Source organism: Polaromonas sp. P3_A5 (assembly GCF_056403055.1).
In genome coordinates, this window is record NZ_JBFUGF010000001.1 from 348,250 (window position 1) to 371,323 (window position 23,074).

Sequence of the window (23,074 nt, forward strand, 5' to 3'; positions counted from 1 at the left end):
GGAAGACAACGCCATGACGACTACAAGCCCACTTAAACAAACCCCTTCGCAAACCGTCGGCCCCTTCTTTGCCTATGGCCTCACACCTACGCAATACGGCTACGACCTCAAAAGCCTGTTCACGCCCGTGCTGGCCCAGCCGAATGCCAAGGGCGAGCACATCCGTATCACCGGCCAGGTGTTTGACGGCGCCGGCAATGCCGTGATGGACGCGATGGTCGAGATCGCGCAGCCCGACGGCAGCGGCCTGCCCATTACCTCGGTGGCCGACGCCGAAGCGCGCGGCTTCACCGGCTTTGGCCGCTGCGGCACCGGCACCCTGCCGCAAAGCCATTACGAATTCTTCACCGTCAAGCCCGGCGCTGTGGCGGGGCAAGCACCGTTCATCAACGTCTGCGTCACCATGCGCGGCCTGCTGGTGCATACCTTCACGCGCATCTACTTTGATGATGAGGCGGAAGTGAACGGCAAAGACGCGGTGCTGGCCAGCGTGCCGGCCGAACGGCGCAACACGCTGATCGCCCGGCGCGACATGACGGGCGCCGGACCGGTTTACCGATTCGACATCCGCATGCAGGACAGCGCGGCCGGCAAGGAGACGGTGTTCTTCGACCTGTGAGTGTGGACCGGGGTTGTGCGGCCGGTCTCAGTTGCTATTAATTGGATAGCTGGTTGCGCTCGTCCCTATTGGTCTGCAGCCATTTTTCTTATAAGAACTGCCCGTAAGGCTACAGCCATGCGGCCATGGCGGCAACGCCGCCATGAAGGTTGTTACGCACGCTGGTGTACAGGCGCGGCCCGCACACGCTATAAAACAGGCCATCACCATCAAGAGGCCTGCCATGACCATTCATCTGGACCACTTCATCGTATCGGCGCGAGACAAGGTGGCTTCGGCCAGGTTTTTGGCAGAGCTGCTCGGCGTGCGGTGGGCTGAAACCACGATAGGGCCTTTTTCAGCCGTCTACATCAACGACGGCTTGACGCTGGACTTCATCGACACCGACGAAGACTTTCCCGTCGAGCATTTCTGCTTTCGCGTGAGCGAGCAGGAATTCGATGCGATCCTGGGGCGCATCCAGGCGGCAGGAATCCAATACCGCAGCTCGGTTCGCGGCCCCATGGACATGCAGGTCAGCACATACCTTGGCGGCAAGGGCATCTACTGGAATGAGCCCGAAGGGCACCAGTGGGAGATGCTCACGGTGAGTTATGCGCGTGGATGAGATCCACCCCCGTCCAGGCTCACTGCGTGTAGCCTGTTCCCCCCTCAAGGGGGCGGCGCCTGGGGCCGGCGAAGCCGGACCCTCGGCCCCCGCTGGTAAATAACTTCGCCCCTGTTACGCTCCTGAATTCTTAACCCAGCATGAGCCGCGGGACTGGCTTTGCCAGACCGCAGGCGGGCGGCCCCCTTGGGGGGCAGGGAGCTACACGAAGTGAGCGACCGTGGGGGCTCAGTCACCCTCCCCGTAATCGTGATCCGGGTGATTGACGGTGCCCAGCTTCCAGTAACCGCGGCCCACGATGTGTCCACGCTCCATGCCCAGCTCTTCAATCAGCAACTTGCGAATGCGGCGCATGGCCGCGGCCTCGCAGGCCAGGTAAATGCGCGTGCCGGGTGCGGGCGCGCCGGCTTTGCGCAACGCGGCTTCCAGTGCCTGGCCAGCCTGCGTGTTGTCACTGCCGCGTGCGGTCCAGTGCGCTTCTACTTTGGCAGCACTGTGCAGCGCGCGTTCTTCCGCCGCATCCACCACTTCGACCAGCACGCGCGCCTGCGCCGTGGCGGGTAGGGCGGCCAGAATGGTTTCAAACGCGGGCAAGGCACTGTCGTCACCGATCAGGAAATGCGCAGGCGCATCCAGCTGAACTTTGTAGCCAGGGCCGGGGCCCATCAAATACAGCACCTGGCCCGGTTGAGCCTGCGCAGCCCAGGTGGAGGCAGGGCCGTCGCCGTGCAGCACAAAATCCACATCGACCTCGTGCACATCGTTGCGCACTGCCAGCGGCGTGTAAGTGCGCATGGACTTCGGCCGCGGCCCATCGGGCAGTGGGCGCTCGGGCTCGGTCTGACCTGGCTCAGGAAAAATCAGTTTCATGTAGCAGGCCGGGTCGGCCACCTCAAAGCCTTCCAGCTCAGCGCCTTGCAGCGTGATGCGGCGCATCAGCGGGCTCAAGGTTTGCACGCGGGTGACCTGCACATGGCGCGGCGGCCGGCGCTTGCGCGGCGCGGCGTCGGGAGAAGGGACGGCTGCTGAGGGTGTTGTGGACATGGTGTCTTTCAGGGAGGGCGGCGCATGCTGCGGCCCACAGGTTAAAACTCTAATTGAGAATAATTATCATCTGATTGCAATGGACTGATGGTTTGCAGGGGAAAGACTGGCACGCGTCCTACTTGAGGCGCAACTCTGCTGCAGTAGAGTAAGGACGGGCAAAGTAAAAAGCTCGGGCGTGAGCTGTTACCCATGCCCCAAGGCCTCCGGCCCCCGGCGTTACCCCATTCCCCGTTTTCCGTCCCCCGTTTCCATTTGCCACTTCATCTCCAGCGTATGACCACCATCGGAACCTCCGCTTTCCCCGCGCCACCCAAAGTCGTGCAGGGCCGTCGGAGAGCTGAAGGGTGAACGAGGGGGCCACTGAATGAACTTCGCAGAACTTCTTTCCTGGGCGGACGACTCTTCGCTGCACGTGCTGCTGGCGGCCGGCATCAGCATCGTTCTGGCGCTGGTGGCGCACACCATAGGTGCTGTCGTTGTCCTGCGGCTGACGCGTTCCATGCCTGTGATGGCCCGGGTTGCCGAACAATGCCGCTCTCCGGTGCAGGTGCTGTTGCCCCTGATTGCCCTGCAGGCCGTGTGGCACGGCGCGCCGGATACCTTTCCGCTGATCAACGGAGTGCGCCATGCCAATGGCCTGTTGCTGCTCGCCGCCCTGACCTGGGCGGGCATGCGCGCGGCGCGCGGGGCTGCGCTGGGCGTGATCGGCCTGCACCCGGTTGACGTGGAGGACAACCTCAATGCCCGCCGCATCCATACGCAGACCCGCATGCTGGCGCGCACCGCCATGTTCATCGTACTGCTGACCGGGCTGGCCCTGATGCTGATGACCTTTCCCGGCGCCCGCCAGTTCGGGGCCAGCCTGCTGGCTTCGGCGGGTGTGGCGGGGCTGGTGATCGGTATCGCGGCCCGGCCCGTGTTCAGCAACCTGATTGCCGGCCTGCAGCTGGCGCTGGCGCAGCCCATCCGCCTGGACGACGTGCTGATCGTGCAGGGCGAATGGGGCCGGGTGGAGGAGATCACCGGCACTTATGTGGTGCTGAAAATCTGGGACGAGCGGCGCCTGATCGTTCCGTTGCAGTGGTTCATTGAAAACCCGTTCCAGAACTGGACGCGCACCGGCGCCCAGATCATCGGCACCGTGTTCATCTGGGTTGATTACCGCATGCCCCTGGCCCCGTTACGCGACGCGGCGCGGCGCGCCTGCGAGGAGGCGCCCGAGTGGGACAAGCGGCTGTGCCTGCTGCAGGTGGTGGAATCAGGCGAGCGCAGCATGCAGCTGCGGGTGCTGGTGACGTCCGCCAACTCCAGCCTGAACTGGGACTTGCGCTGCAAGGTGCGCGAGGCGTTGGTGGATTTCATGCAGCGCGAATACCCGCAGCATTTGCCGCTGGTGCGTACGGAGTCGGCCGAGTCGCGGCAGCCGGCGGAACTGCCGGTGGCCGGCCCGGCCGGCGAGCTCAGGCGGCCCTGAGCCGGGCGGGCTGCTGGCCCTCGCCCACGCAGCGCATGAAGGCATGGCTGTCGATCAGCGGAAAGCCTTTGGCGTCCGGCAACTGGTAGTGCCACCATTCGTTGGGGTGGTGCACAAAGCCTGCTTCCAGCATGACCGTGAGCAGCCGCATGCGGTTGACCTGGACGGCCACAGGGTGTGCCGTGTGAAAGTGATGGGACCCGTGCGTCATGGTGTCGACCGGCGTGCCCATGTCCAGCTCCTGCCCGTCGTGCGCCAGCAGCGTGACATCAAGCGCCACGCCCCGTGTGTGGTTGGAGCCCTTGGCCGGATCGGCGATGTAGGCGGGGTTGGGCGCCACGGCCCAAAGTGCCTCCTGCGCTTCCTGCGGCCTGAAGGCGTCGAAAATCTTGAGCTGAAAGCCCATGTCTTTTGCGGCCGCTATGGCTTTGCGCAGGCCGGCGTCTGCCTGCGGATGCAAGAAGCACAGCGGGCTGTCATAAATCACCTGGCCGGTGAAGTTGTTGGTGCTTGCGTAGATCAGGTCGATCACCACGCCATGACTGGCTTCTGTGACAGGAACGAGCGGTGAAAGATTTTCCATGGGCGGGTGATATTTATAAAAAATAAGGCTGCAGGCCAATAGGGTCGTGCGCAAGCAGCTACCAAAAGTATAGCAACTGACGGACCTACTGGAACGCGACTTCCGAAAAGCTGCGCAGCTTGCGGCTGTGCAGCTGCGTGATGCCTTCGGCGCGCAGTAGCTCGATGGCACGGATGCCGATGCGCAGGTGCTGGTCGACGCGCTCGCGGTAGAAATGGTTGGCCATGCCGGGCAGCTTGATCTCGCCGTGCAGCGGCTTGTCGCTCACGCACAGCAGGGTGCCGTAGGGCACGCGAAAGCGAAAGCCGTTGGCGGCAATCGTCGCGCTTTCCATGTCCAGCGCCACGGCGCGGCTCTGGCTGAAGCGGCGCTGCGGCTGGTTGCCGGGCAGCAGCTCCCAGTTGCGGTTGTCGGTGGAGGCCACGGTGCCGGTGCGCATGATGCGCTTGAGGTCGGGGCCGACGGCGTGGGTCACGTCGGCCACGGCTTTTTCCAGTGCGACCTGGATTTCGGCCAGCGCCGGGATCGGCACCCACAGCGGCAGCTCTTCGTCCAGCACATGGTCTTCGCGCACATAGCCGTGCGCCAGCACATAGTCGCCCAGCTGCTGGCTGTTGCGCAGGCCGGCGCAGTGGCCCAGCATGATCCATGCGTGCGGGCGCAGCACGGCGATGTGGTCGGTGATGTTCTTGGCGTTCGCCGGGCCCACGCCGATGTTGACCATGGTGATGCCGGTGCGGTCGGCGCGCAGCAGGTGGTAGCCCGGCATTTGCGGCAGGCGGGGCGGCTGCACGCCAAGCTCGTCGCCGGCCTCGGCGGGCAGGCCGGCGCGCCGGGTCACCACGTTGCCGGGCTCGATGAAGGCGGTGTACTCGCTGTCCGGGTCGGCCATGGCTTCATGGCCCAGGCGCACGAACTCGTCGATGTAGAACTGGTAGTTGGTGAACAGCACGAAGTTCTGGAACCAGTGCGGCGAAGTGCCGGTGTAGTGGCGCAGGCGCTGCAGCGAATAGTCGACGCGCGCCGCGGTGAACAGCGACAGCGGCTGCGGCTCGCCGGGCAGGGGTTCGTAGGTGCCGTTGGCAATGCCGTCGTCCATGGCGGCCAGGTCGGGCAGGTCGAACACGTCGCGCATCAGCATGCGGCGCGCTGCATCCATGCTGCCTTCAATATGGTCGTTTTCCGCAAACGAAAAATGGATGGGGATGGGCTGCGTGCTGGTGCCTATTTCCAGCTCCACATCGTGGTTCTGCATCAGCAGGCGGAATTGTTCAAGGTAATAGTTGCCGTAGAGGTCGGGCCGGGTCAGTGTGGTTTCAAAGCGGCCGGGACCGGCCACAAAGCCAAAGCTCAACTGCGAAATGTCGGGCGTCTCCAGGATGGCCCGGGCCACGGTGTCGGTGTGGATGCGCACGAAAGGGTAGCAGGCGCGCACATGGCCGGGCAGGGTCTCGCCGGCCACATAGCGCTGCATTGCATCGCGCAGGTGGGCAATCTGCTGGTCATAAATGGCGCGAACCTGTGCCAGTGCGGCGGCCGGGTCGCTGTAGCGGGTCGGGGCTATGAAAGGCGGCAGATAGGGCATGAAAAAAGCCTTGTTTTTATGGTGAAGGTCCATCAGGTGGTTTTCGCAAAGCGTAGCACCGCAGGGCATGCACATCATTGTGCGGCAAGTGCCGCGGCACACCCTAGAATGCCCTGATGAAACACCACAACCTTTCGGGGCACCTGCGCACGCTGGCGGCAGTCTTGCTCGGTACCCTGTGCCTGCAGGTGGCCCAGGCGCAGGCCCCGGCACCGGGCCGTGCCCCGCAGGCGCCTGCTGCCGCCGCACCGGCGCAGATCTCCCGTGACGCCCAGCGCGCCTATGAAACCACGCGCGACAAACTGGTGCAGATCCGCACCCTGCTGCGTAACTCCAACACCCAGGCCAGTGTGGGCTCGGGCTTTTTTGTCTCGGCCAACGGGCTCATCATTACCAACTTCCATGTGGCCAGCCAGCTGGCGCTGGAGCCCGAGCGCTACCGCGGCGTCTACGTGCCGGTGGACGGCAAGGAGGCCGAGGTTGAATTGCTCGCCTTTGACGTGCGCAACGACCTGGCGCTGCTGCGCGTGAAGACGCCGGCAACGGGAATGCCGCAGCTGGCTTTTCGCGGGGCGGACAGGCCCCTGGCGCGCGGCGAACGCATTTATTCACTGGGCAATCCGCTGGACATCGGTTTTGCGGTCACGGAAGGCACCTACAACGGCCTCGTGCAGCGCAGCTTTTACCCGCGTATCTTTTTCGGCGGCGCGCTCAACCCCGGCATGAGCGGCGGCCCGGCGCTGGACGATGCCGGCCAGGTGGTCGGTATCAACGTATCCAAGCGGCTGGACGGCGACCTGCTGAGCTTTCTGATCCCTGCCGAATTCGCCCAGGCATTGTTGGCAAAGGCCGCTTCGGCCAAGCCCATTACCAAGCCGGCGCATGCCGAGGTGGCGCGCCAGCTGGGCGAGCACCAGGCACTGCTGACGCAAAAATTCACCGCGGTGCCGCTCACGGCGCAAAAGCACGGTGGCTACAGCGTGCCCGTGCCCGAAGATTCCCTGGCCCGCTGCTGGGGCCGCGGGCGCGAGCCCGACTTCAAGGCCTTTGACCTGGAGCGCACCGACTGCCAGATTGACAGCCACGTGTTCGCGGGCGATTTCAACACCGGCTACATCCGCCTGCGCTACGAAGCCTACAACGCGCCCAAGCTGGGCCCTCTGCGTTTTGCCGTCATGTATTCGCAAAGCTTCGGTAATGAGTACTTCTCCACCCGGGGTTCACGCAAGGCCACGGCGGCCGAGTGCTCTGAACGCTTCGTCGAAACGGGCGGCATGCCCATGCGCGCCGTGGTGTGCATGAGTGCCTACCGCAAGCTGCCGGGTCTGTATGACGTGTCGGTGCTGACGATGTCCGTCAACCAGTCCACACGCGGTGTGCAGGGACGCATGGACGCGCAGGGCGTAAGTTTTGACAACGGCCTCAAGCTGGTGGCGCATTACCTGGGCGGTTTTAAATGGGAGGCCGCACCATGAGCGCCGGCAATCTCGCCCTGCTGCAGGCCACCGACCGCAATGGCGCACTGGTGGGCCGCCTTGACGTGCGGCACTGGCCCGTTACCGTGGGCCGTGCACTCACCGCCGACCTGGTATTGGATGACGGCCATGTGGCCGCTGAACACCTGCGCATAGACCGCACGCCGGAAGGCGAAGTGATGGTGCAGGTGCTGGACACGGTCAACGGTGTCGCGCTGAACCGGACGCTGCATGGCCAGGGCACGCAGTTCAGCTGGCCTGCCGGCGAGGCCCTGACCCTGGGCCGGCTGAAGCTGGGGCTGCGCCTGGCGGAAGCGCCGGTGGCCGCTGAAGAGCGGCTGCCGCACTTTCCGTGGCGCACGACCGGCTGGACTTTGCTGGCATTGGCCGCCATGCTGACCCTGGTGGTGGGGCAATCGTGGCTGACCCTGACCGAGCCTTCCCAGCTGGCGCGGCAATTGCCCGGCCTCATGGCGATGGTGGCCATGGCGATCACCGTGTGGGCGGGCCTGTGGGCTCTCGCCACCAAGCTATTTACCGGCCATCTGCAGTTCTGGCGCCATGTCCGCATTGCCTGCACCAGTTCCGTGGCGATACAGCTGGCGGCCACGCTGGCCGGCCTGCTGGCTTTCATGTTCTCGCTCGAAAGCCTGGCGCGCTTTGAAACGCCGCTGCTGCTATTGGGGGCGGCTGCGGCCATCTATGTGCACCTGTCGGTCATCGTCCCGCAGCGCCGCCGTGGACTGGCGGGGCTGGTGGCCGGCGTGACCGTGCTGGGCATTGTGGCCATGCTGGGCACCAACTGGCTGCAGAACAAGCGCCTGTCCAACAAGCTCTACATGTCCACCCTCTACCCGCCGTCCCTGCGCATGGCGCCGGCTGTGCCCCTGGTGCAGTTTCTCGGAGAGGCCGGCACCATCCGCCAGCGCCTCGACGAACGCCTGAAAGACCGCGAGCCGGATTCGGATACGCCTGAAGATCCGGACGCGGACTAGGCAAAGCCTCCGGCCTGTTTCATGCAAGTTCAAAGTCGAGGTGGAGCCCGGGAAATGCAATCACGTCATCTGATGGTGCTTTCCGCCTGCATTCGTTTTGCATTGGCTGTGCTGCTGCTGGGCGGCGCTTTGCAGTCGAAGGCCCAGGACTGGACCGTGCAGACTTTGTCCACCCGTGTATCGCCAACCGGACAGAGTGTCACGCTGGCCATTGCCCTTTACGGCGATGCGGTTGGGGGCAACCAGCCGGTCAGGCACGTGCTGGTCTACCCGCAACCCGGCGGTGTACCCCAACTCAAGGTTGCCAACGGCCCTGCCGCGTTAACCCTCGGCGGGCCCTGGGTGCGTGGGGCGGTTCAGCTGCAGGCCCAGGGTGTGGCCCTGGTGTACGTGGACCCGCCCAGCGATGCCGAACGCCGTAACCTCAACGCCAGGCCGCGCCGGGAGGTGCGGCAAGACCTTGCCGCGGCGCTCAAGCAGGCGCAGCAGTCGTTTCCCGGAGCGCAGGTTCATCTGGCCGGCTTTTCCCTGGTGGCTCCGCTGCTGGACATCGCCGACGACCTGGAAGGATTCGGGAAGATCGTCGTGGCCTCCAGCGTATTGAAGAACAACCGCACCAGCGACTGGAGCGCCTTGCGCAAGCCCGTACTGATGCTGCACGCGCCTGGCGCTCAATGCGACAGTGCACCTTTTCCGGAGGCGCAAATCCTGGCCCAGCGCAGCCGTTTTACTTTTGTCCAGGTAGGTTACGAGCAGCAGGACGGCAAGGATGATTGCGGGCGTGGTAGCCAGCACGTGCTGCAGGGGCAGGAGGCCATTGTGGCCAAGGCCGTCGCCGGCTGGCTTGAGGGGCAGGAACCGGCCCCTGTTATCGGCTATGCCAGCCCGCCCATTGCCTGGCGAGAGGAAGTCATCACTTACCAGGTGCCCGGCACCTTCGGCACCAACCGGCTGGAAGCCACTTTGCTGTTACCCGAGGTCCGTCGTTTTGGCGGGGGCCCTTATCCGGTTACGGTATTCAGTCACGGGGATATCGTATTCAATCGCGACAAGGAACGGTTCCGCGATATGGTGGTTGCGCGCGAGTTTCTGCAAATGGGCGTGGCCGTGCTGATGCCCGCACGCCGTGGCGTGGGCATGTCTGAAGGCACTTATCCGAAAAACTTTTCCCATGAGGACGGCGACGCCACTTACAAGGCGCGTGTACAGTCCGAAGACGTCTTGCCCGCATTGGTCTGGCTCAAGACCCGCCCGGAGCTTGATGCCAGCCGGCTCATCCTCTCGGGCCAGTCGGCCGGAGGCTACCTCTCGATGTACCTCGCCAGCCAGAGCCCGACGGGGCTCATCGGGACCATCGATTTTTCAGGCGGGCGAAACGATATAAGAAAAATCGGCAGCGGCCCCGGCCACCTCAACCGGATGATGGTGGATGGGTTCGCGGAGTTCGGAAAAACCACGCGCGTTCCCACGCTCTGGGTCTTCGCGGAAAACGACAGCCGCTATACCGCCAACACCATACGCGCTTCCTACGAAGCGTTTCAGGCGGCAGGGGGCAAGGGACGCTTGCTGCTTCAGCCCCCGATCGAGGGTGACGGACATCATATTTATCACAAACCTGCTTTATGGCGCACCGCCCTCAAAGAGTATTTGAGCGAGATCGGAGTGGCGGCGCGTGCTAACTGAAGTTTCGGCGGTCTTGCCATTTTTTCGTGGCGATGTCGTGCATCAAAGACCTTGAAACACAGCTGCATCGGCCCGCCAACGTGCGTGCCGGGCATTGCGTTGAGATTGCACCGGGAGGGCGCTGAAATCAGTCCTTGACCGGCTCGCGCATCGTCACAAACTCTTCCGCCACCGTGGGGTGGATGCCGATGGTGCTGTCAAATATTGCCTTGGTCGCACCGGCCTTCATGGCCACGGCAAAACCCTGCACGATTTCGCCGGCGTCCGGCCCCACCATGTGCAGGCCGACCACACGGTCGGTGGCGTCTTCGACCAGCAGCTTCATGAGCGTGCGTTCGGTGCTGCCGCTCAGCGTGTGCTTGAGTGCCTTGAAGTCGGCGCGGAACACCGTGACCTTGCCGAACTTTGCGCGCGCATCGGCCTCTGAATAGCCAACCGTGCCGATGTTGGGATGGGTGAAGACGGCGGTCGGCACAAACTCATAACTCATGTTGCGCGGCTTTTTGCCGGCGGCCGGCCCGAAGAGCTGGTCCACCACCACCATGGCTTCGCCCAACGCCACCGGTGTCAGCTGCATGCGCGCCGTCACATCGCCCAGCGCATAGATGGACGGCACCGAGGTCTGGTAGTGCGCATTGACCTGGATCGCACCGGCTGCGTTGACGGCCACACCGGCAGCTTCAAGCCCGATGCCATTCGCATTGGGAACCCGGCCCGTGGCGTAGAGCACGGTGTCCACCTCCAGGCCGCCGCCGTCCTTGAGCGTCACCTGCAGGCCTGTGGCGGTTTTGGCGATAGCGGCGATCTCTGCGCCCAGCTGCAGGGTGATGCCGGTCTTGCTCATCTCGGCGGCAATGAAGCGCCGCACATCATCGTCAAAGCCGGTCAGCAGCATGTCGCGACGATGCACCTGGGTGACCTGTGAGCCCAGCCCATTGAAGATCGAGGCGAATTCGCAAGCGATGTAGCCGCCGCCCACCACCAGCAGGCGCTTCGGGAAGGGGTTGAGGTCAAACATGTGGTCCGAGGTCACCACATGTTCGCGTCCCGGCACGGCAGGCACTGTGGCGGTACCGCCTGTGGAGATCAGGATGTTTTTGGCCGTGAACTTTTTGTCGTCGACCTCGACGGTGTGCTCGTCAAGCAGCCGTGCCCAGCCGGTGATGATCTGCACGCCGGCGCTTTCAAGCAGCTGCACATAAATGCCGTTGAGCCGCGAAATCTCGCGGACACGGTTGGCCTTGAGCGTGTCCCAGTCAAACACCGGCGCCTCGCCGGTCCAGCCGAAGCCGCGCGACTCTTCAAAGCTGTCGCCGTAGTGGGCCGCATAGCTGTAGAGCTTTTTGGGAATGCAGCCCACGTTCACGCAGGTGCCGCCCATCGCAGCGAATTCGGCCAGTCCCACACGGGCGCCGCGCTGGGCCGACATGCGCGCGGCGCGCACACCGCCGCTGCCGCCGCCGATCACGAAAAGGTCAAAATCAAAAGTCTGCATTCGCTGTCCTTGTTCTGGTGTCTGCTGACGTTGCTTTTTCGGGTGCCTTGATGCCGGCTCTCAAGACTGGAATTCCCGGAGCTCTTTTTTCATCCACTCAATGAACACTCGCGTGCGCATGGGCAGCAGCCGGGCGTGCGGGTAAACAATGTTGATGGGCCGGGGCGGCGGCTCGAAACCCTCCAGCACGGTGCGCAATTGTTTGGTTTTTAAAAACGGCGCCACCTGGTAAGACAAAAAAGAACCGAATCCCACACCCGCCGCGCAGGCCGCCACAGCCGGTGCGATCTGGTTGAACTCCAGATTACCACTGACGGCAAGCCGAAGCGGTCGGCCCTGGTCTATGAACGGACCCCATGTGGGGGAATGGTCCGTCAGTCGCACGCAGTTGGCCTTGAGCAGGTCCTTGGGGTGTTTTGGTACGCCGTGGCGGCGAACCCAGGCCGGGCTGGCCACCACCAGGCGGCGGATGGTGCCCACCTTCTGCGCCACCAGGCTGGAGTCTTCAGGCTCGCCGATGCGAATACCGACGTCGATGCCTTCTTCCAGCAGATTCACCACGCGGTCCAGCAGCACCATGGAGCAGCGCATCTTGTCGTGGTGCTGCACAAAGCGCGTGACGGCGGGCGCCACATGCATCTGGCCGAACAGCATGGGCGCGGTAATGGTCAGGTGTCCGGCGGGTTCGGCCGCGTCGGCCGTCAGTGCCGCTTCTGCGTCCGCGAGTGTGGCCAGCACCTGCCGGCAGCTCTCCAGGTGGCGCCGGCCTTCCTCGGTCAGTGAGATGCGGCGCGTCGTGCGGTTGAAGAGGCGCACGCCCAGCTGCGCCTCGAAGCCGGCGAGCGTGCGCACCATCGCCGGTAACGAAGATTCCATGACCTGGGCCGCGGCCGTAAGGCTGCCTTGTTCGGCAATGTGAATAAAGGCCTGCATGGCCCGGAGTTTGTCCATGGCGACATGCTACGCCTGTTGCGGGGATTCATCCACTTAATGGATTAGTTAAATATCATCAGAGCCATTTATTCAAGATAACGGTTCAAACAGAATCCTCTCCCGAGAGCAAGATTTTTCAACCTGCCGAAAGCCCCGCCATGAGCACACCCGCCGCCAAAGCCCAGCCCGCACAACCCATACGCCTGTACCGCGTCGCCATCTCCGGCCATTCACACCGGGTGGAGCTGTTTCTCTCGCTGCTGGGCCTGCCCTTCGAGCGCATCGAGATCGACCTGGCCACCAAAGGGCACAAGACGCCGGCCTTCCTGGCCATGAACGCCTTCGGCCAGGTGCCGGTGATCCAGGACGGTGAAGTCACGCTGGCCGATTCCAACGCCATCCTGGTCTACCTCAACGCACGCTACGCGCCGGATGCCGAGCAATGGCTGCCGCGCGACCCGTTGGCCGCTGCGGCGGTGCAGCGCTGGTTGTCGGTCGCTGCGGGGCAGCTCGCCTCCGGCCCGGCCGCCGCGCGCGTCATCCAGCTGTTCAAGCGGCCGGAAAGTCCGGAAGCCATTGAGCGCGCGCATGCCCTGTTCGCGGTGATGGAGCAGCAGCTGGGCCAGTCGGCTTTTCTCGCGGGCAGCACCCCCACACTGGCCGACATCGCCAACTACAGTTATTCGGCCCATGCGCCGGAGGGCAAGGTCTCGCTGGAAGCCTACCCGCGCATACGCGCCTGGCTGGCCCGCATAGAGGCCTTGCCGCGCTTTGTGCCCATGGTCAGGACGCCGATAGGGCTGGCCGCATGAGCACCGCCACTTTCCACGAAGGCGAGCGCGCTGCGCAAGCGCGCGTGGGCGCGGCCGTGCGCGCGCGCATGGCGGAAATCGGCCCGCGCGTGATTCGCGACTTCATGCCCGACCAGCACCGTGAGTTTTTTGAGCAACTGCCTTTTGTGGTTGCCGGCACGGTGGACGCGAGCGGCCAGCCCTGGGCCTCGGTGCTGGCCCAGCCGCCGGGTTTTATCCACTCGCCCGATGCGCATCACCTGGTGGTGCGCACGCAGCCGCTCGCAGGTGATCCCCTGCAAGGCACGCTGGCAGACGGCGCCGCGATAGGCCTGCTGGGCATAGAGCCGCACACGCGCAGGCGTAACCGCATGAACGGCATCGTTCGCGGCGTGAGTGCCTCGGGCTTCGCTGTGGAGCTGAGCCAGAGTTTCGGCAACTGCCCCAAATACATCCAGGCGCGCGAGCCTGTCTATGCGGACCGTCCCGCGCCCGCAGCCGGGCCGGTGGTGCACGCGTCGGCGCAGCTCAATGACGCGGCGCGCCGCATGATTGAACAGGCGGACACGCTGTTCATCGCCACAGCCTATGAGGGCAACGGTGAGCAAGCCGGCCGCGCCGGCGGCGTGGACGTGTCGCACCGCGGCGGCAAGCCCGGCTTTGTGCGCGTGGAGGCCGACGGCACCCTGACCGTGCCGGACTTCGTCGGCAACTACTTCTTCAACACCTTGGGCAACCTGGTAGTGAACCCGCGTGCCGGCTTGCTGTTCATTGATTTCGACAACGGCGACCTGCTGTACCTGGCCGTCACGGCCGACATCATCTGGGACGGGCCCGAGGTGCAGTCCTTCACCGGCGCGCAGCGCCTGATGCGTTTCAAGGTGCAGTCCATGCGGTTGGTGGAATCTTCCTTGCCGCTGCGCTGGGGCGAGGCGGAACTCTCCCCGGTGCTGGAAGCTACCGGCGCCTGGGCTTAGCCTATGGCTTCGAGCGCGAGTTCGCGCTCCAGCCACGCGCGAAACTTCTGCACGGCCGGCCGCTCAGTGCTATGGGCAGAAGTCACGATGCGGTAGCCCAAACCCGGCACCGTCTCGCCGGGCAAGACAACTGTGAGCTGGCCGCTGCGCAGCAGCGGCAGCACCAGCGGCGTGCGCCCTATGGCAATGCCGGCGTCCTGCAAGGCAGCGGTCAGCACATGCTCGTACTGCGAAAAATAGAGGCAGGGCTGCTGCGCCGATTGTTTCAAGCCCAGGCGCTCGTACCAGTCCGGCCACGACATCCAGGGGAAACGCGTGGCCGGGTCGTAATAGACCAGTAGCGGTGTGGCCGTGATGTCGGCGGCGTTACGAATGCGCGTCGCGACGGCCGGCGCCGCCACCAGCAGGGCCTGCTCCTGCAGCAGGGGTGGCGGGTCTTCGCCGCCCGGCAGCACAGGGTAGAGCCGCACGGCCAGATCCATGCCTTCGCGCTCCAGGTTGACGCGCGCTTCCGTGGCGTCGACGCGCACATCGATGGCGGGCTCCAGCAACTGGAACCTGGCGAGTTTGGGCGCCAGCCACAGCGCGGCGAAAGAGGGCGTGGTGGTGACAGCCACAGAGACCCTGTCCACCGCCAGCAGGCGGTCCACGGCCGAGGCCAGCTGCGCCAGCGCGGCGCGGGCCGTCTCATAAAGCTCACGGCCTTGCGGCGTCAGGCTCAGGCCCTTGCCGCCACGCAGGAACAGCGTCGTGCCCAGCGCATCTTCCAGGCTTTTCACTTGCTTGCTCACGGCCGACTGCGTGATGCAAAGCTCTTCGGCCGCCGCCGTAAAGCTCAGGTGCCGTGCCGCGGATTCAAAACCGCGGATGGCATCGAGCGACATGGCGCGCAATGCGCTGGTGGAAGGGCTGCTCAGCATGGCATGAATGATTGGAATACCCCGTATGACAAACCATCCGGCCACGCGGGCCGGCTCCGTTGAAGAATCAAACCACACTTTTCAAGGAGTCCGCCATGCATGCCCTGCAAACCCTACAAACTCCACAGACTCCGCTGAAGCTCGGGCCCATCCCCAAACCCTTGCGCTTGCCGCGCGGCCAGGTTTTGGCCTGCACTGGGGGTTGCCTCTGGATCACCAGCGATGCGCTGGCTGGACGCCGGGACAGCGACGTGGTGCTGGAGAACGGCCAGTCCTTTGTCACGCCGCAAGCCGCGACTTATTTTGTGGGTGCCCCGCGCGGTTGCGGTGTGTTGTCATTCGTATCCCCCGACGCTATTGCCCGAAAACCTGAGGAGACACCATGCTGATAGAAACTGAGCGCCGCGGCCAACACGTGATACTGACCCTGAATCGGCCCGAGAAACTGAACGCACTGAACTACGCCCTGATCGATGAGCTCATGGACAGGCTGAACGCCCTGGAGCGCGACGACAGTGTGCGCTGCCTGGTGTTGACGGGGCAGGGCGACAAGGCTTTCAGCGCGGGCGCCGACATTGCGGGCTTTGCGCCGGACATCGCCTCCTCGCCCGAGGCAGCGTGGCGCAACTTCGTGATGCGCGGCCAGGCCATGACGCGGCGCATCGAAAACTATCCCAAACCCATCATCGCGGCCGTCAACGGCATCGCCTTCGGCGGCGGTTGCGAAACCATGGAAGCCTGCAGCCTGGCCATCGCGGCGGAACATGCCAGCTTTGCCAAACCCGAAATCCGGCTGGGCTTTCCGCCGCCCTTTGGCGGCACGCAGCGCCTGCCCCGCCACATCGGCCGCAAGCGCGCCAACGAAATGATCCTGACCGGCGACGCCATCAGTGCCGAGGAAGCCCTGTTGATAGGCCTCATCAACCATGTGGTGCCGGCCCATGACCTGCTTCCGGCGTGCCTGCGAATGGCCGACCGCATCGCCGAAAACTCCGCAGTGGCGGTGACGGCCTCGCTACGCGCGGTGACGCGGGGCCTGAATGTTTCCATCGACGAGGGCCTGGCCATAGAGGCCGCGCAGTTCATGATCGCAGCGGCTTCCCCAGACGCACGAGAGGGAACGGCAGCGTTTGTGGAGAAGCGGCAACCGGTATTCCTTCATCGGTGACGACTGCATTTTTTCGCAGGCCGCACAGGATAGTGCATCACATCACATCAGGTGCGCCCGGGTGACATTTCGCGTCGTTTGCGACGCAGATCACGGATGCCAAGTTGCCCGCAGCGCCGTGGAAGGCATGGCGCCGAGCGCTTGCCCGAGCTGCTTCGCCGCCAGAACCGTGGCGGGCGCGTAACGCGCGAGTACCGCACCCGTCAGTCGTTCCACCGGGCCCGCCGTGCTGACAGAGCCCAGCACGGCGCCATGGCGTCCGCGCACGGCCGCGGAGACGCTCGCGATTTTCGAGTTCCGCTCGCCGCGGGTGATGTGGAAACCGCATCGACGGATGCGCTCATTCAGATTGCCCGGTTCGCCCAGGGCGGCCAGAATCACCCGGCCGGCGGATCCGCGGTCCAGGGGAAAAACCTCGCCAGAGCGAATTTGGCTCTGAACACCTGCCGTTCCCTCGCAACGCATCAGGCAGCTGCGCAGGTTGCCTTCGAAGACGAAGAACGAGGCGCTTTCTCCCGTGGCCGTACCAAGCTGGCGAAGGATGGGTTCGATGGCGGAGTCGAGGTCGAACTGCGCCTGGTAGCGGGAGCCCATCCAGCCTACTGCAGGGCCGAGCCGCCACGCACCGTCTTCGCGCCTGACGAGGAATCTGGCTGCAGCGAGCGTGCGCGCAAGCCGCAGCACCGTGGGTTTGTGCATGCTGGTACGGCGTGCGAGCTCCGCCAGCGGGAGAAAGAGCTCGTCGCCTTCGAAGGCAGTGAGGATAGCCAGCGCACGCGCCACGGCCGTGACGTTCTCGTCGCCTGGACGCGTCGAGGTTCCCACCGGCCCGTCCGCGAGAAGTCGCTTCGGCGTCGCATGCGGCGGCTTGAATCTGGACTCTTGCGGCATGGCCGGATTGTATTCAAGCCCGCGCACCGTTACGTCAGGCGTAACGCATTGCCTATCCTGTATCTTTGTTCGGATCATGCGCTCCTTGATCCAGGAGACACGTTCCATGACAAACATGCACGCCAGGCGCCGTAGCTTCCTTGCTTCGGCGGCTGCAATCGCCGCGTTCGGCGCCCGGGCGCAGGGCGCCTCTTCGGTTTCGACCAGGATGGTGATTCCATTCGCCGCCGGTGGCGCGACGGACGTCCTCGGCCGCGATCTGGCCCAGGCCATGAGCGCCGCCCTGGGACAGCCTTTCATCATCGAGAACGCCGGCGGCGGCGCCGGCGTGCCTGCCATGCAGAAGGTGACAGGCTCGAAGGCCGATGGCCATACGCTGCTCTTCGCCGCCTCCGGCAACATCACGGCACAACCCCTGCTGCAGAAGCCGCGTGTGGACATCCTGACCCAGCTCACGCCGGTGGGGATGATCGCCACGGCACCACACGTGCTGGTGGTGACGGCGAAGATGCCGTTCAAGACGATCGCGGAGCTGGTTGCGTATGCCAGGGCACATCCGGGCCAACTGAACTTCGGCTCTGCCGGCGTCGGGGGATTGGCTCACCTCGGCACGGAACTGTTCGCGCGCGCCGCGCAGATCGACATCAAGCACGTGCCGTACCGCGGGGCTTCGGCGGCGACCACGGACCTTGTCTCCGGCCAGATCCATGCGATGTTCGGAACCATGCCTTCGTTCACCGGCATGGCCCAGAACGGCTCGCTGCGCGTCATCGGCCTCACCGCCCCCAGCGCCGCAGCACCTCTGAAGGGGATCCCCTTGATTTCGAACACCGTTCGCGGCTTCGGCTACAAGAGCTGGAATGCCATCTTCGCGCCCAACGGAACGCCGGCGCCCGTCGTCGCGCGCCTCTATGCGGCGATGAAGAAGGCGTCGCTCGACCCTGGGGTGGCCAGGCGTTTCGAAGAACAGGGGGTCGACATCGAGCTTGCGGACGCGGCCGAGCTCACCGACATGATCCGCAAGGAGACCGGACTTTGGGACAAGGTGATCCGCGAAGCAAACATCCAGGTGAACTGATCTCCATATGTCGCAATTCGCCTCTTCCGAGGCCGTGCCGAGGGTGACGCGCCTGTCACCGGGAGCACGTCCCGTCGCGGTACCGAGCTTGCGAAAATTCCTGTCGTTGCAGGATTTCGAAACAGGCGCCCGGCGCCACCTGCCGCGCCCGCTCTTTGAATACATCGCCGGCGGAGCAGAAGACTCGGCGTCGCTGCACGATAACCGCGCAGCGTTCTCGGAGTTCGGTTTCATCACGCGAGTGCTGCGCAACGTGTCCGGCCGCAGCCAGGCGGTCGATCTTCTGGGGAGGCGCTACGCATCACCGTTCGGCATCGCGCCGATGGGCATCAGTGCGCTCAGTGCGTATCGCGGCGACCTCGTGCAGGCCCGCGCAGCGGCGGCCGAGGGCGTGCCGATGATCATGAGCGGCTCCTCACTCATCCCGCTGGAAGAGGTGATGGCCGCGGCCCCGGAGACGTGGTTCCAGGCTTACCTGCCGGGCGAGACCGCCAAGATCGAGGCGTTGATCGACCGCGTTGACCGTGCGGGCGTCAAGACGCTCGTGCTGACGGTCGACACCGCTGTGCTCGCCAACCGCGAGAACAACATCCGTGCAGGCTTTTCCACGCCCCTGCGACCGGGCTTGCACCTGGCGTGGGAGGGGCTCACCCACCCGCGCTGGACGATCGGCACCTTCCTGCGGACGCTCGTTACCCACGGGATGCCGCACTTCGAGAACTCGTACGCGACCCGTGGCGCTCCGATCCTCTCGTCGCGGGTGGCACGTGACTTCGGTGCCAAGGACCACCTGGATTGGGAGCACCTGGCCCTCATCCGCCGCAAGTGGAAGCGCACCCTGGTGGTCAAGGGCATCATGAACCACGAGGACGCACGCAAGGTGCGGGACATGGGCGCCGACGGTCTGATCGTGTCGAACCACGGCGGCCGCCAGCTCGATGGCACGGTCTCGCCGCTGCGCGTACTGCCCGAGGTTGTCCGGGCGGTTGGCGCCGACTTCCCGGTCATGATGGACAGCGGCATCCGGCGCGGGACGGACGTCCTGAAGGCGCTCGCACTTGGCGCCAGGTTCGTGTTTGTCGGCCGCCCGTTCAACTATGCGGCCGCCGTCGCCGGCGAAGAGGGCGTGCGCCATGCAATCCGCATCCTGGCCGACGAAGTCCGGCGTGATCTGGGCCTGCTCGGTCTGACCTCCATTTCGGAAGTACACGGTGCACAGTTGCGCGAGCTGGCACTCGCGAGGGATGGTGGCCATGGGCTGCAAATGCAGTCTGGTTCAGGCCGCTGAAGGCCCGGCACCGATAATGGGGGATGAGCTCCTCTCCTTCCCCTTCCTCCTCCTCTTCCGCCGGCAATACCGACTTCGCCAGCCTGCCCCTGAATGCCGCCGTGCTGGCCAACCTGCGGCAGCTCGGCTACCTCAGCATGACGCCCATCCAGGCTGCCAGCTTGCCGGTGGCGCTGCTGGGCAAAGACCTGATTGCCCAGGCCAAAACCGGCAGCGGCAAGACCGCCGCCTTTGCGATACCTCTGCTGGCCAACCTCAATGCACGGCGCTTTGCCATACAGGCCATGGTGTTGTGCCCCACGCGAGAGCTGGCCGACCAGGTGGCGACCGAGATCCGCCGTCTGGCGCGGGCCGAGGAAAACACCAAGGTGGTGGTGCTGTGCGGCGGTGTGCCGCTACGCAACCAGACCGCCAGCCTGGAAAACGGCGCGCACATTGTGGTGGGCACGCCCGGCCGCATCATGGACCACCTGGCGCGCGGCAATTTGACCCTGGAAGCGCTGAACACCCTGGTGCTCGATGAAGCCGACCGCATGCTGGACATGGGATTCTTCGAAGACATCGTCACCGTCGCCAAGCAGTGCCCGAAAGAGCGGCAGACACTCCTGTTCTCGGCAACCTATCCTGAAGGCATTGCCAAGTTGAGCCAGCAATTCATGAAGGCGCCGCAAACCATCACGGTGCAGGCGCAGCATGAAAAAACCAAAATCCAGCAGCGCTGGTACCAGGTGCCGGACAGCGACCATGACGAAGCCCGCCTGGGCGCCGTCGCGCAGGTGTTGCGGCATTTCCGCCCGGTCAGCACGCTGGCGTTCTGCAACACCAAGTCGCAGTGCCGCGCACTGGTGGCCTATTTGAAAGAGCAGGGTTTTAGCGCGCTGGCGCTGTTCGGCGAGCTGGAGCAGCGCGAGCGCGACCAGGTGCTGGTGCAGTTTGCCAATCGCAGTTGCTCGGTGCTGGTGGCCACCGATGTGGCTGCCCGCGGCCTGGACATCGCGCAGCTTGCGATGGTCATCAACGTCGACGTGACGCCCGACGCCGAGGTGCACATCCACCGCATCGGCCGCACTGGCCGCGCTGATGAAGAGGGTTGGGCCATCAGCCTGGCCAGCATGGACGAGATGGGTTATGTCGGGAAAATCGAGGTGCTGCAAAAGGCTGAATCCGAGTGGCACAAATTGACCGAACTGACACCCGCCAGCAATGAACCGCTACTGCCGCCCATGGTGACGCTGCAGATCGTGGGCGGGCGCAAGGAAAAAATCCGCGCCGGCGACGTGCTGGGCGCGCTGACCGGCGAGGCCGGCTTCACGCGTGAGCAGGTCGGCAAGATCAACGTCAACGAGTTCTCCACCTATGTGGCGGTGGACCGTGCGATTGCTGCCGAAGCCCTGCACAAGCTGTCCACCGGGCGGGTCAAGGGCAAAAGCGTGAAAGTGCGGCTGCTGGATGACGAGCCTGAGGGCCGCTGACCTGGATTTTTAAGCAAAATCGGCCCTCAGCCCATACCTGAATTGCGCGAGCAGCTATTAAATTTATAGCGAAGAGAGTGCTGATTCGTGCCGGCAGCCCTGACGTGTAGGCGCCCATGCCACCCGCAAGCCGGACGCCGCGTGGTCATGGCGGACGCCAAAGCCGCAAACCGCCGCAAATCGCCGGTATCCGCCTCGAAGAGGTCCACAATGACTGGTACCCCAGATCAGCGCGCTTTTGCGCAGGTGCCCGCCTGCGGCGAGCGCCACGCTGAGAGGCTCCCTTCATTGATTGACGATTGCGCGGCGGCAGGCTTGCTCCAGGCCTGACCCTTGCGCAACGGCAAGGAAAGAATCCATGGTCAGGCTCCAGTTTTCCGTCGAACTCAACTACGACGTCGCGCCTCCGGGCGGCGACTTCATCTTCAACGTCCACGCGGCGCACACGCAGCAACAGATCGTGCAGGCCGAAAACCTGCAGGTCAGCCAGCCGGTGCCCTTCACCATCGACACCGACCCGGCGAGCCGGAACCGCTACCTGCGCCTGCAGGCCCAGCCCGGCCCACTGAGCGTGCGCTATGAAGCCACCGTAGACATTTACCACTACACAGCGGCGCCCGGTGAGTTGGGCGAGGTGCCGGTCTGCCAGCTTCCCGGTGCCGTGCTGCCCTACATCTACCCGAGCCGCTACTGCCAGTCCGACCGGCTGCAGAAGCTGGCCTCCAACGAGTTCGGTCATTTGCAGCAAGGCTACAGCCGGGCAGAAGCCATCTGCCAGTGGGTGCAGCAGCGCGTGAGTTTCGAGTCCAACAGCTCGCACGGCAGCACCTCGGCGATCGACACGGTGGTGGAGCGCGTCGGGGTTTGCCGCGACTTCGCGCACTTGATGATCGCGCTATGCCGCGCCCTCAACCTGCCGGCGCGTTTTGCCACCGGCATTGATTACGGCGCCGACCCTGCGCTCGGCCCCACCGACTTCCATGCCTATGTCGAGGTCTACCTGGGCCATCGCTGGTACCTGTTCGATCCGTCAGGCACCGCCATTCCCATGGGCTTTGTGCGGTTTGCCACCGGCCGTGATGCGGCCGACGCGGCTTTTGCCATGTTGTTCGGCAGCGTCACGTCCAGCGCACCCATCATCCACATCCAGGCTGTGCCCGATGGCTATGGGCAACTGGTCGTGCCGCAGCGCGTGAACCATGCGCTTTCGACCGACGGCCTTTGAGCACGGGAGTCGGTAGCCGGCTTGGCTGCTAGCGTGCTGCGAGCGCCGCGCGGTTCGACGCGAGGACGTTGTTCTTCTCCAGCCGACCGCCGGCCTGGACCGCGGCGATCCAGGCGTCGGTGGAGCCTGTGGCGGCAAAGCGCGAGTGAAACACCACGCTGAAAACGCGGTGAATTTCCTCGGCACTGGCCCGGCCAGCCTCGTTGGCATACGGCAGTGCGCCACTGGCATCCTGCAAGAACTCCACATGCAGGCCGCGGTGCGTGGCCTCAAAAATCGTGGAAGCGTCGCAGTTGTGTGTCATGTAGCCGATCACGGTGAGGGTGTCGATGCGGTTTTTTTCCAGCCATCCGGCGAAGTCGGTGCCGGTGTAGACGCTGGGCCAGGATTTTTCAACGTAGTGGTCGCGCGGGCGGCTCGCCACGGTCTCATGCAGTTCCCACAGGGGGGAGCCTTTGGCGAACAGCGGCGACGCGGCCGATTCGCTGTGCTGCACCACCACCACCGGGATACCCGCAGCGCGCGCCGCGTCCATGGCGCGGCCGATATTGGGCAAGGTTTTTTCCACCGGCGGGTATTCGATGAGCAGGCCGCCGCCGCTGAAATATTCCTTTTGCACATCGATGACGACGAGGGCGCGGCGTGGTGCTGCGGGCTTTGAGTTCGGGATGGCCATGTGTTTGCTCCTGCGGGTTGTTGCTGAATCAAGTGATCAACGAATGCTGATGGTGTGATTGTTGGGCTGGGGGAGCTTTCATGAAAGTGGCC

The 23,074-nt window shown here is 64.5% G+C and carries 22 protein-coding genes; 14 read left to right on the forward strand and 8 right to left on the reverse strand.

What is annotated here, in order from left to right; genetic code table 11:
- Positions 1-13: 13 nt before the first annotated feature.
- Entirely contained in the window at positions 14-619 is a 606-nt protein-coding gene (gene pcaG / locus AC1DU8_RS01750) for a protocatechuate 3,4-dioxygenase subunit alpha (protein WP_477666498.1), read from the forward strand.
- Between the two features lie 223 nt (positions 620-842).
- Entirely contained in the window at positions 843-1,226 is a 384-nt protein-coding gene (locus AC1DU8_RS01755) for a VOC family protein (RefSeq protein WP_477666499.1), read from the forward strand.
- Between the two features lie 228 nt (positions 1,227-1,454).
- Here the strand turns inward: AC1DU8_RS01755 and AC1DU8_RS01760 are convergent, their stop codons facing one another.
- Positions 1,455-2,270: a siderophore-interacting protein gene (locus AC1DU8_RS01760; protein WP_477666500.1), complete on the reverse strand. Its 816-nt coding sequence runs from the start codon at positions 2,268-2,270 to the stop codon at positions 1,455-1,457.
- 367 nt (positions 2,271-2,637) lie between these two features.
- Between AC1DU8_RS01760 and AC1DU8_RS01765 the strand changes: the two genes are divergently transcribed.
- Positions 2,638-3,747: a mechanosensitive ion channel family protein gene (locus tag AC1DU8_RS01765; protein ID WP_457281334.1), complete on the forward strand. Its 1,110-nt coding sequence runs from the start codon at positions 2,638-2,640 to the stop codon at positions 3,745-3,747.
- Here the strand turns inward: AC1DU8_RS01765 and ddpX are convergent.
- On the reverse strand, positions 3,734-4,330 hold the full coding sequence (gene ddpX / locus AC1DU8_RS01770) for a D-alanyl-D-alanine dipeptidase (RefSeq protein WP_457281333.1): 597 nt from the start codon (positions 4,328-4,330) through the stop codon (positions 3,734-3,736). The genes AC1DU8_RS01765 and ddpX overlap by 14 nt on opposite strands.
- An 85-nt stretch (positions 4,331-4,415) precedes the next feature.
- Complete coding sequence (locus tag AC1DU8_RS01775; protein WP_457281652.1) at positions 4,416-5,915, reverse strand: AMP nucleosidase; 1,500 nt, start codon at positions 5,913-5,915, stop codon at positions 4,416-4,418.
- Between the two features lie 116 nt (positions 5,916-6,031).
- On the opposite strand from AC1DU8_RS01775, the gene AC1DU8_RS01780 reads away from it, so the two are divergent.
- From AC1DU8_RS01780 to AC1DU8_RS01790, 3 genes are read left to right on the forward strand one after another with little or no spacing between them, the layout of a single operon-like run.
- The gene (locus AC1DU8_RS01780; RefSeq protein WP_457281332.1) at positions 6,032-7,390 is read left to right on the forward strand and encodes a S1 family peptidase; all 1,359 of its coding nucleotides are present in this window, start codon (positions 6,032-6,034) and stop codon (positions 7,388-7,390) included.
- On the forward strand, positions 7,387-8,385 hold the full coding sequence (locus AC1DU8_RS01785) for an FHA domain-containing protein (RefSeq protein WP_457281331.1): 999 nt from the start codon (positions 7,387-7,389) through the stop codon (positions 8,383-8,385). The genes AC1DU8_RS01780 and AC1DU8_RS01785 overlap by 4 nt, the downstream gene beginning before the upstream one ends.
- A gap of 54 nt (positions 8,386-8,439) precedes the next feature.
- Positions 8,440-10,068, forward strand: a complete 1,629-nt coding sequence (locus AC1DU8_RS01790) for an alpha/beta hydrolase family protein (protein WP_477666503.1) — start codon at positions 8,440-8,442, stop codon at positions 10,066-10,068.
- A gap of 127 nt (positions 10,069-10,195) precedes the next feature.
- On the opposite strand, the gene gorA is transcribed toward AC1DU8_RS01790, so the two are convergent.
- Together gorA and AC1DU8_RS01800 are read right to left on the reverse strand one after the other, a co-directional pair.
- The gene (gorA, locus tag AC1DU8_RS01795) at positions 10,196-11,563 is read right to left on the reverse strand and encodes a glutathione-disulfide reductase (RefSeq protein WP_457281329.1); all 1,368 of its coding nucleotides are present in this window, start codon (positions 11,561-11,563) and stop codon (positions 10,196-10,198) included.
- A gap of 60 nt (positions 11,564-11,623) precedes the next feature.
- Positions 11,624-12,514 (reverse strand): LysR family transcriptional regulator, encoded by an 891-nt coding sequence (locus tag AC1DU8_RS01800; protein WP_477666504.1) that lies wholly within the window; start codon positions 12,512-12,514, stop codon positions 11,624-11,626.
- A gap of 140 nt (positions 12,515-12,654) precedes the next feature.
- Between AC1DU8_RS01800 and AC1DU8_RS01805 the strand changes: the two genes are divergently transcribed.
- Together AC1DU8_RS01805 and AC1DU8_RS01810 are read left to right on the forward strand one after the other, a co-directional pair.
- On the forward strand, positions 12,655-13,308 hold the full coding sequence (locus AC1DU8_RS01805) for a glutathione S-transferase family protein (protein WP_477647537.1): 654 nt from the start codon (positions 12,655-12,657) through the stop codon (positions 13,306-13,308).
- On the forward strand, positions 13,305-14,264 hold the full coding sequence (locus AC1DU8_RS01810) for a pyridoxamine 5'-phosphate oxidase family protein (RefSeq protein ID WP_457281326.1): 960 nt from the start codon (positions 13,305-13,307) through the stop codon (positions 14,262-14,264). The genes AC1DU8_RS01805 and AC1DU8_RS01810 overlap by 4 nt, the downstream gene beginning before the upstream one ends.
- On the opposite strand, the gene AC1DU8_RS01815 is transcribed toward AC1DU8_RS01810, so the two are convergent.
- Positions 14,261-15,184 (reverse strand): LysR substrate-binding domain-containing protein, encoded by a 924-nt coding sequence (locus AC1DU8_RS01815; RefSeq protein WP_477726376.1) that lies wholly within the window; start codon positions 15,182-15,184, stop codon positions 14,261-14,263. The genes AC1DU8_RS01810 and AC1DU8_RS01815 overlap by 4 nt on opposite strands.
- Positions 15,185-15,279: 95 nt before the next feature.
- Here AC1DU8_RS01815 and AC1DU8_RS01820 point away from each other — a divergent pair, with 95 nt between their 5' ends.
- Together AC1DU8_RS01820 and AC1DU8_RS01825 are read left to right on the forward strand one after the other, a co-directional pair.
- Positions 15,280-15,573 (forward strand): DUF2917 domain-containing protein, encoded by a 294-nt coding sequence (locus tag AC1DU8_RS01820; RefSeq protein ID WP_477689559.1) that lies wholly within the window; start codon positions 15,280-15,282, stop codon positions 15,571-15,573.
- Positions 15,567-16,352: a crotonase/enoyl-CoA hydratase family protein gene (locus AC1DU8_RS01825; protein WP_477726377.1), complete on the forward strand. Its 786-nt coding sequence runs from the start codon at positions 15,567-15,569 to the stop codon at positions 16,350-16,352. The genes AC1DU8_RS01820 and AC1DU8_RS01825 overlap by 7 nt, the downstream gene beginning before the upstream one ends.
- A gap of 90 nt (positions 16,353-16,442) precedes the next feature.
- Here AC1DU8_RS01825 and AC1DU8_RS01830 read toward each other — a convergent pair whose 3' ends face one another.
- Complete coding sequence (locus AC1DU8_RS01830; RefSeq protein WP_477727025.1) at positions 16,443-17,243, reverse strand: IclR family transcriptional regulator; 801 nt, start codon at positions 17,241-17,243, stop codon at positions 16,443-16,445.
- 106 nt (positions 17,244-17,349) lie between these two features.
- On the opposite strand from AC1DU8_RS01830, the gene AC1DU8_RS01835 reads away from it, so the two are divergent.
- The 4 genes from AC1DU8_RS01835 (at position 17,350) to AC1DU8_RS01850 (ending at position 22,306) form a co-directional block, all read left to right on the forward strand.
- Positions 17,350-18,321 (forward strand): Bug family tripartite tricarboxylate transporter substrate binding protein, encoded by a 972-nt coding sequence (locus AC1DU8_RS01835; RefSeq protein ID WP_477726378.1) that lies wholly within the window; start codon positions 17,350-17,352, stop codon positions 18,319-18,321.
- A 7-nt stretch (positions 18,322-18,328) separates the two neighbouring features.
- A complete protein-coding gene (locus tag AC1DU8_RS01840) occupies positions 18,329-19,609 on the forward strand; it encodes an alpha-hydroxy acid oxidase (protein WP_477726379.1) in 1,281 nt (426 codons plus the stop codon).
- A 23-nt stretch (positions 19,610-19,632) separates the two neighbouring features.
- Positions 19,633-21,081 (forward strand): ATP-dependent RNA helicase DbpA, encoded by a 1,449-nt coding sequence (gene dbpA, locus AC1DU8_RS01845; RefSeq protein WP_457281320.1) that lies wholly within the window; start codon positions 19,633-19,635, stop codon positions 21,079-21,081.
- Positions 21,082-21,439: 358 nt separating this feature from the next.
- Complete coding sequence (locus AC1DU8_RS01850; RefSeq protein ID WP_457281319.1) at positions 21,440-22,306, forward strand: transglutaminase-like domain-containing protein; 867 nt, start codon at positions 21,440-21,442, stop codon at positions 22,304-22,306.
- A gap of 28 nt (positions 22,307-22,334) precedes the next feature.
- Here AC1DU8_RS01850 and AC1DU8_RS01855 read toward each other — a convergent pair whose 3' ends face one another.
- Entirely contained in the window at positions 22,335-22,982 is a 648-nt protein-coding gene (locus AC1DU8_RS01855; RefSeq protein ID WP_477666505.1) for a cysteine hydrolase family protein, read from the reverse strand.
- Positions 22,983-23,074 lie beyond the last annotated feature (92 nt).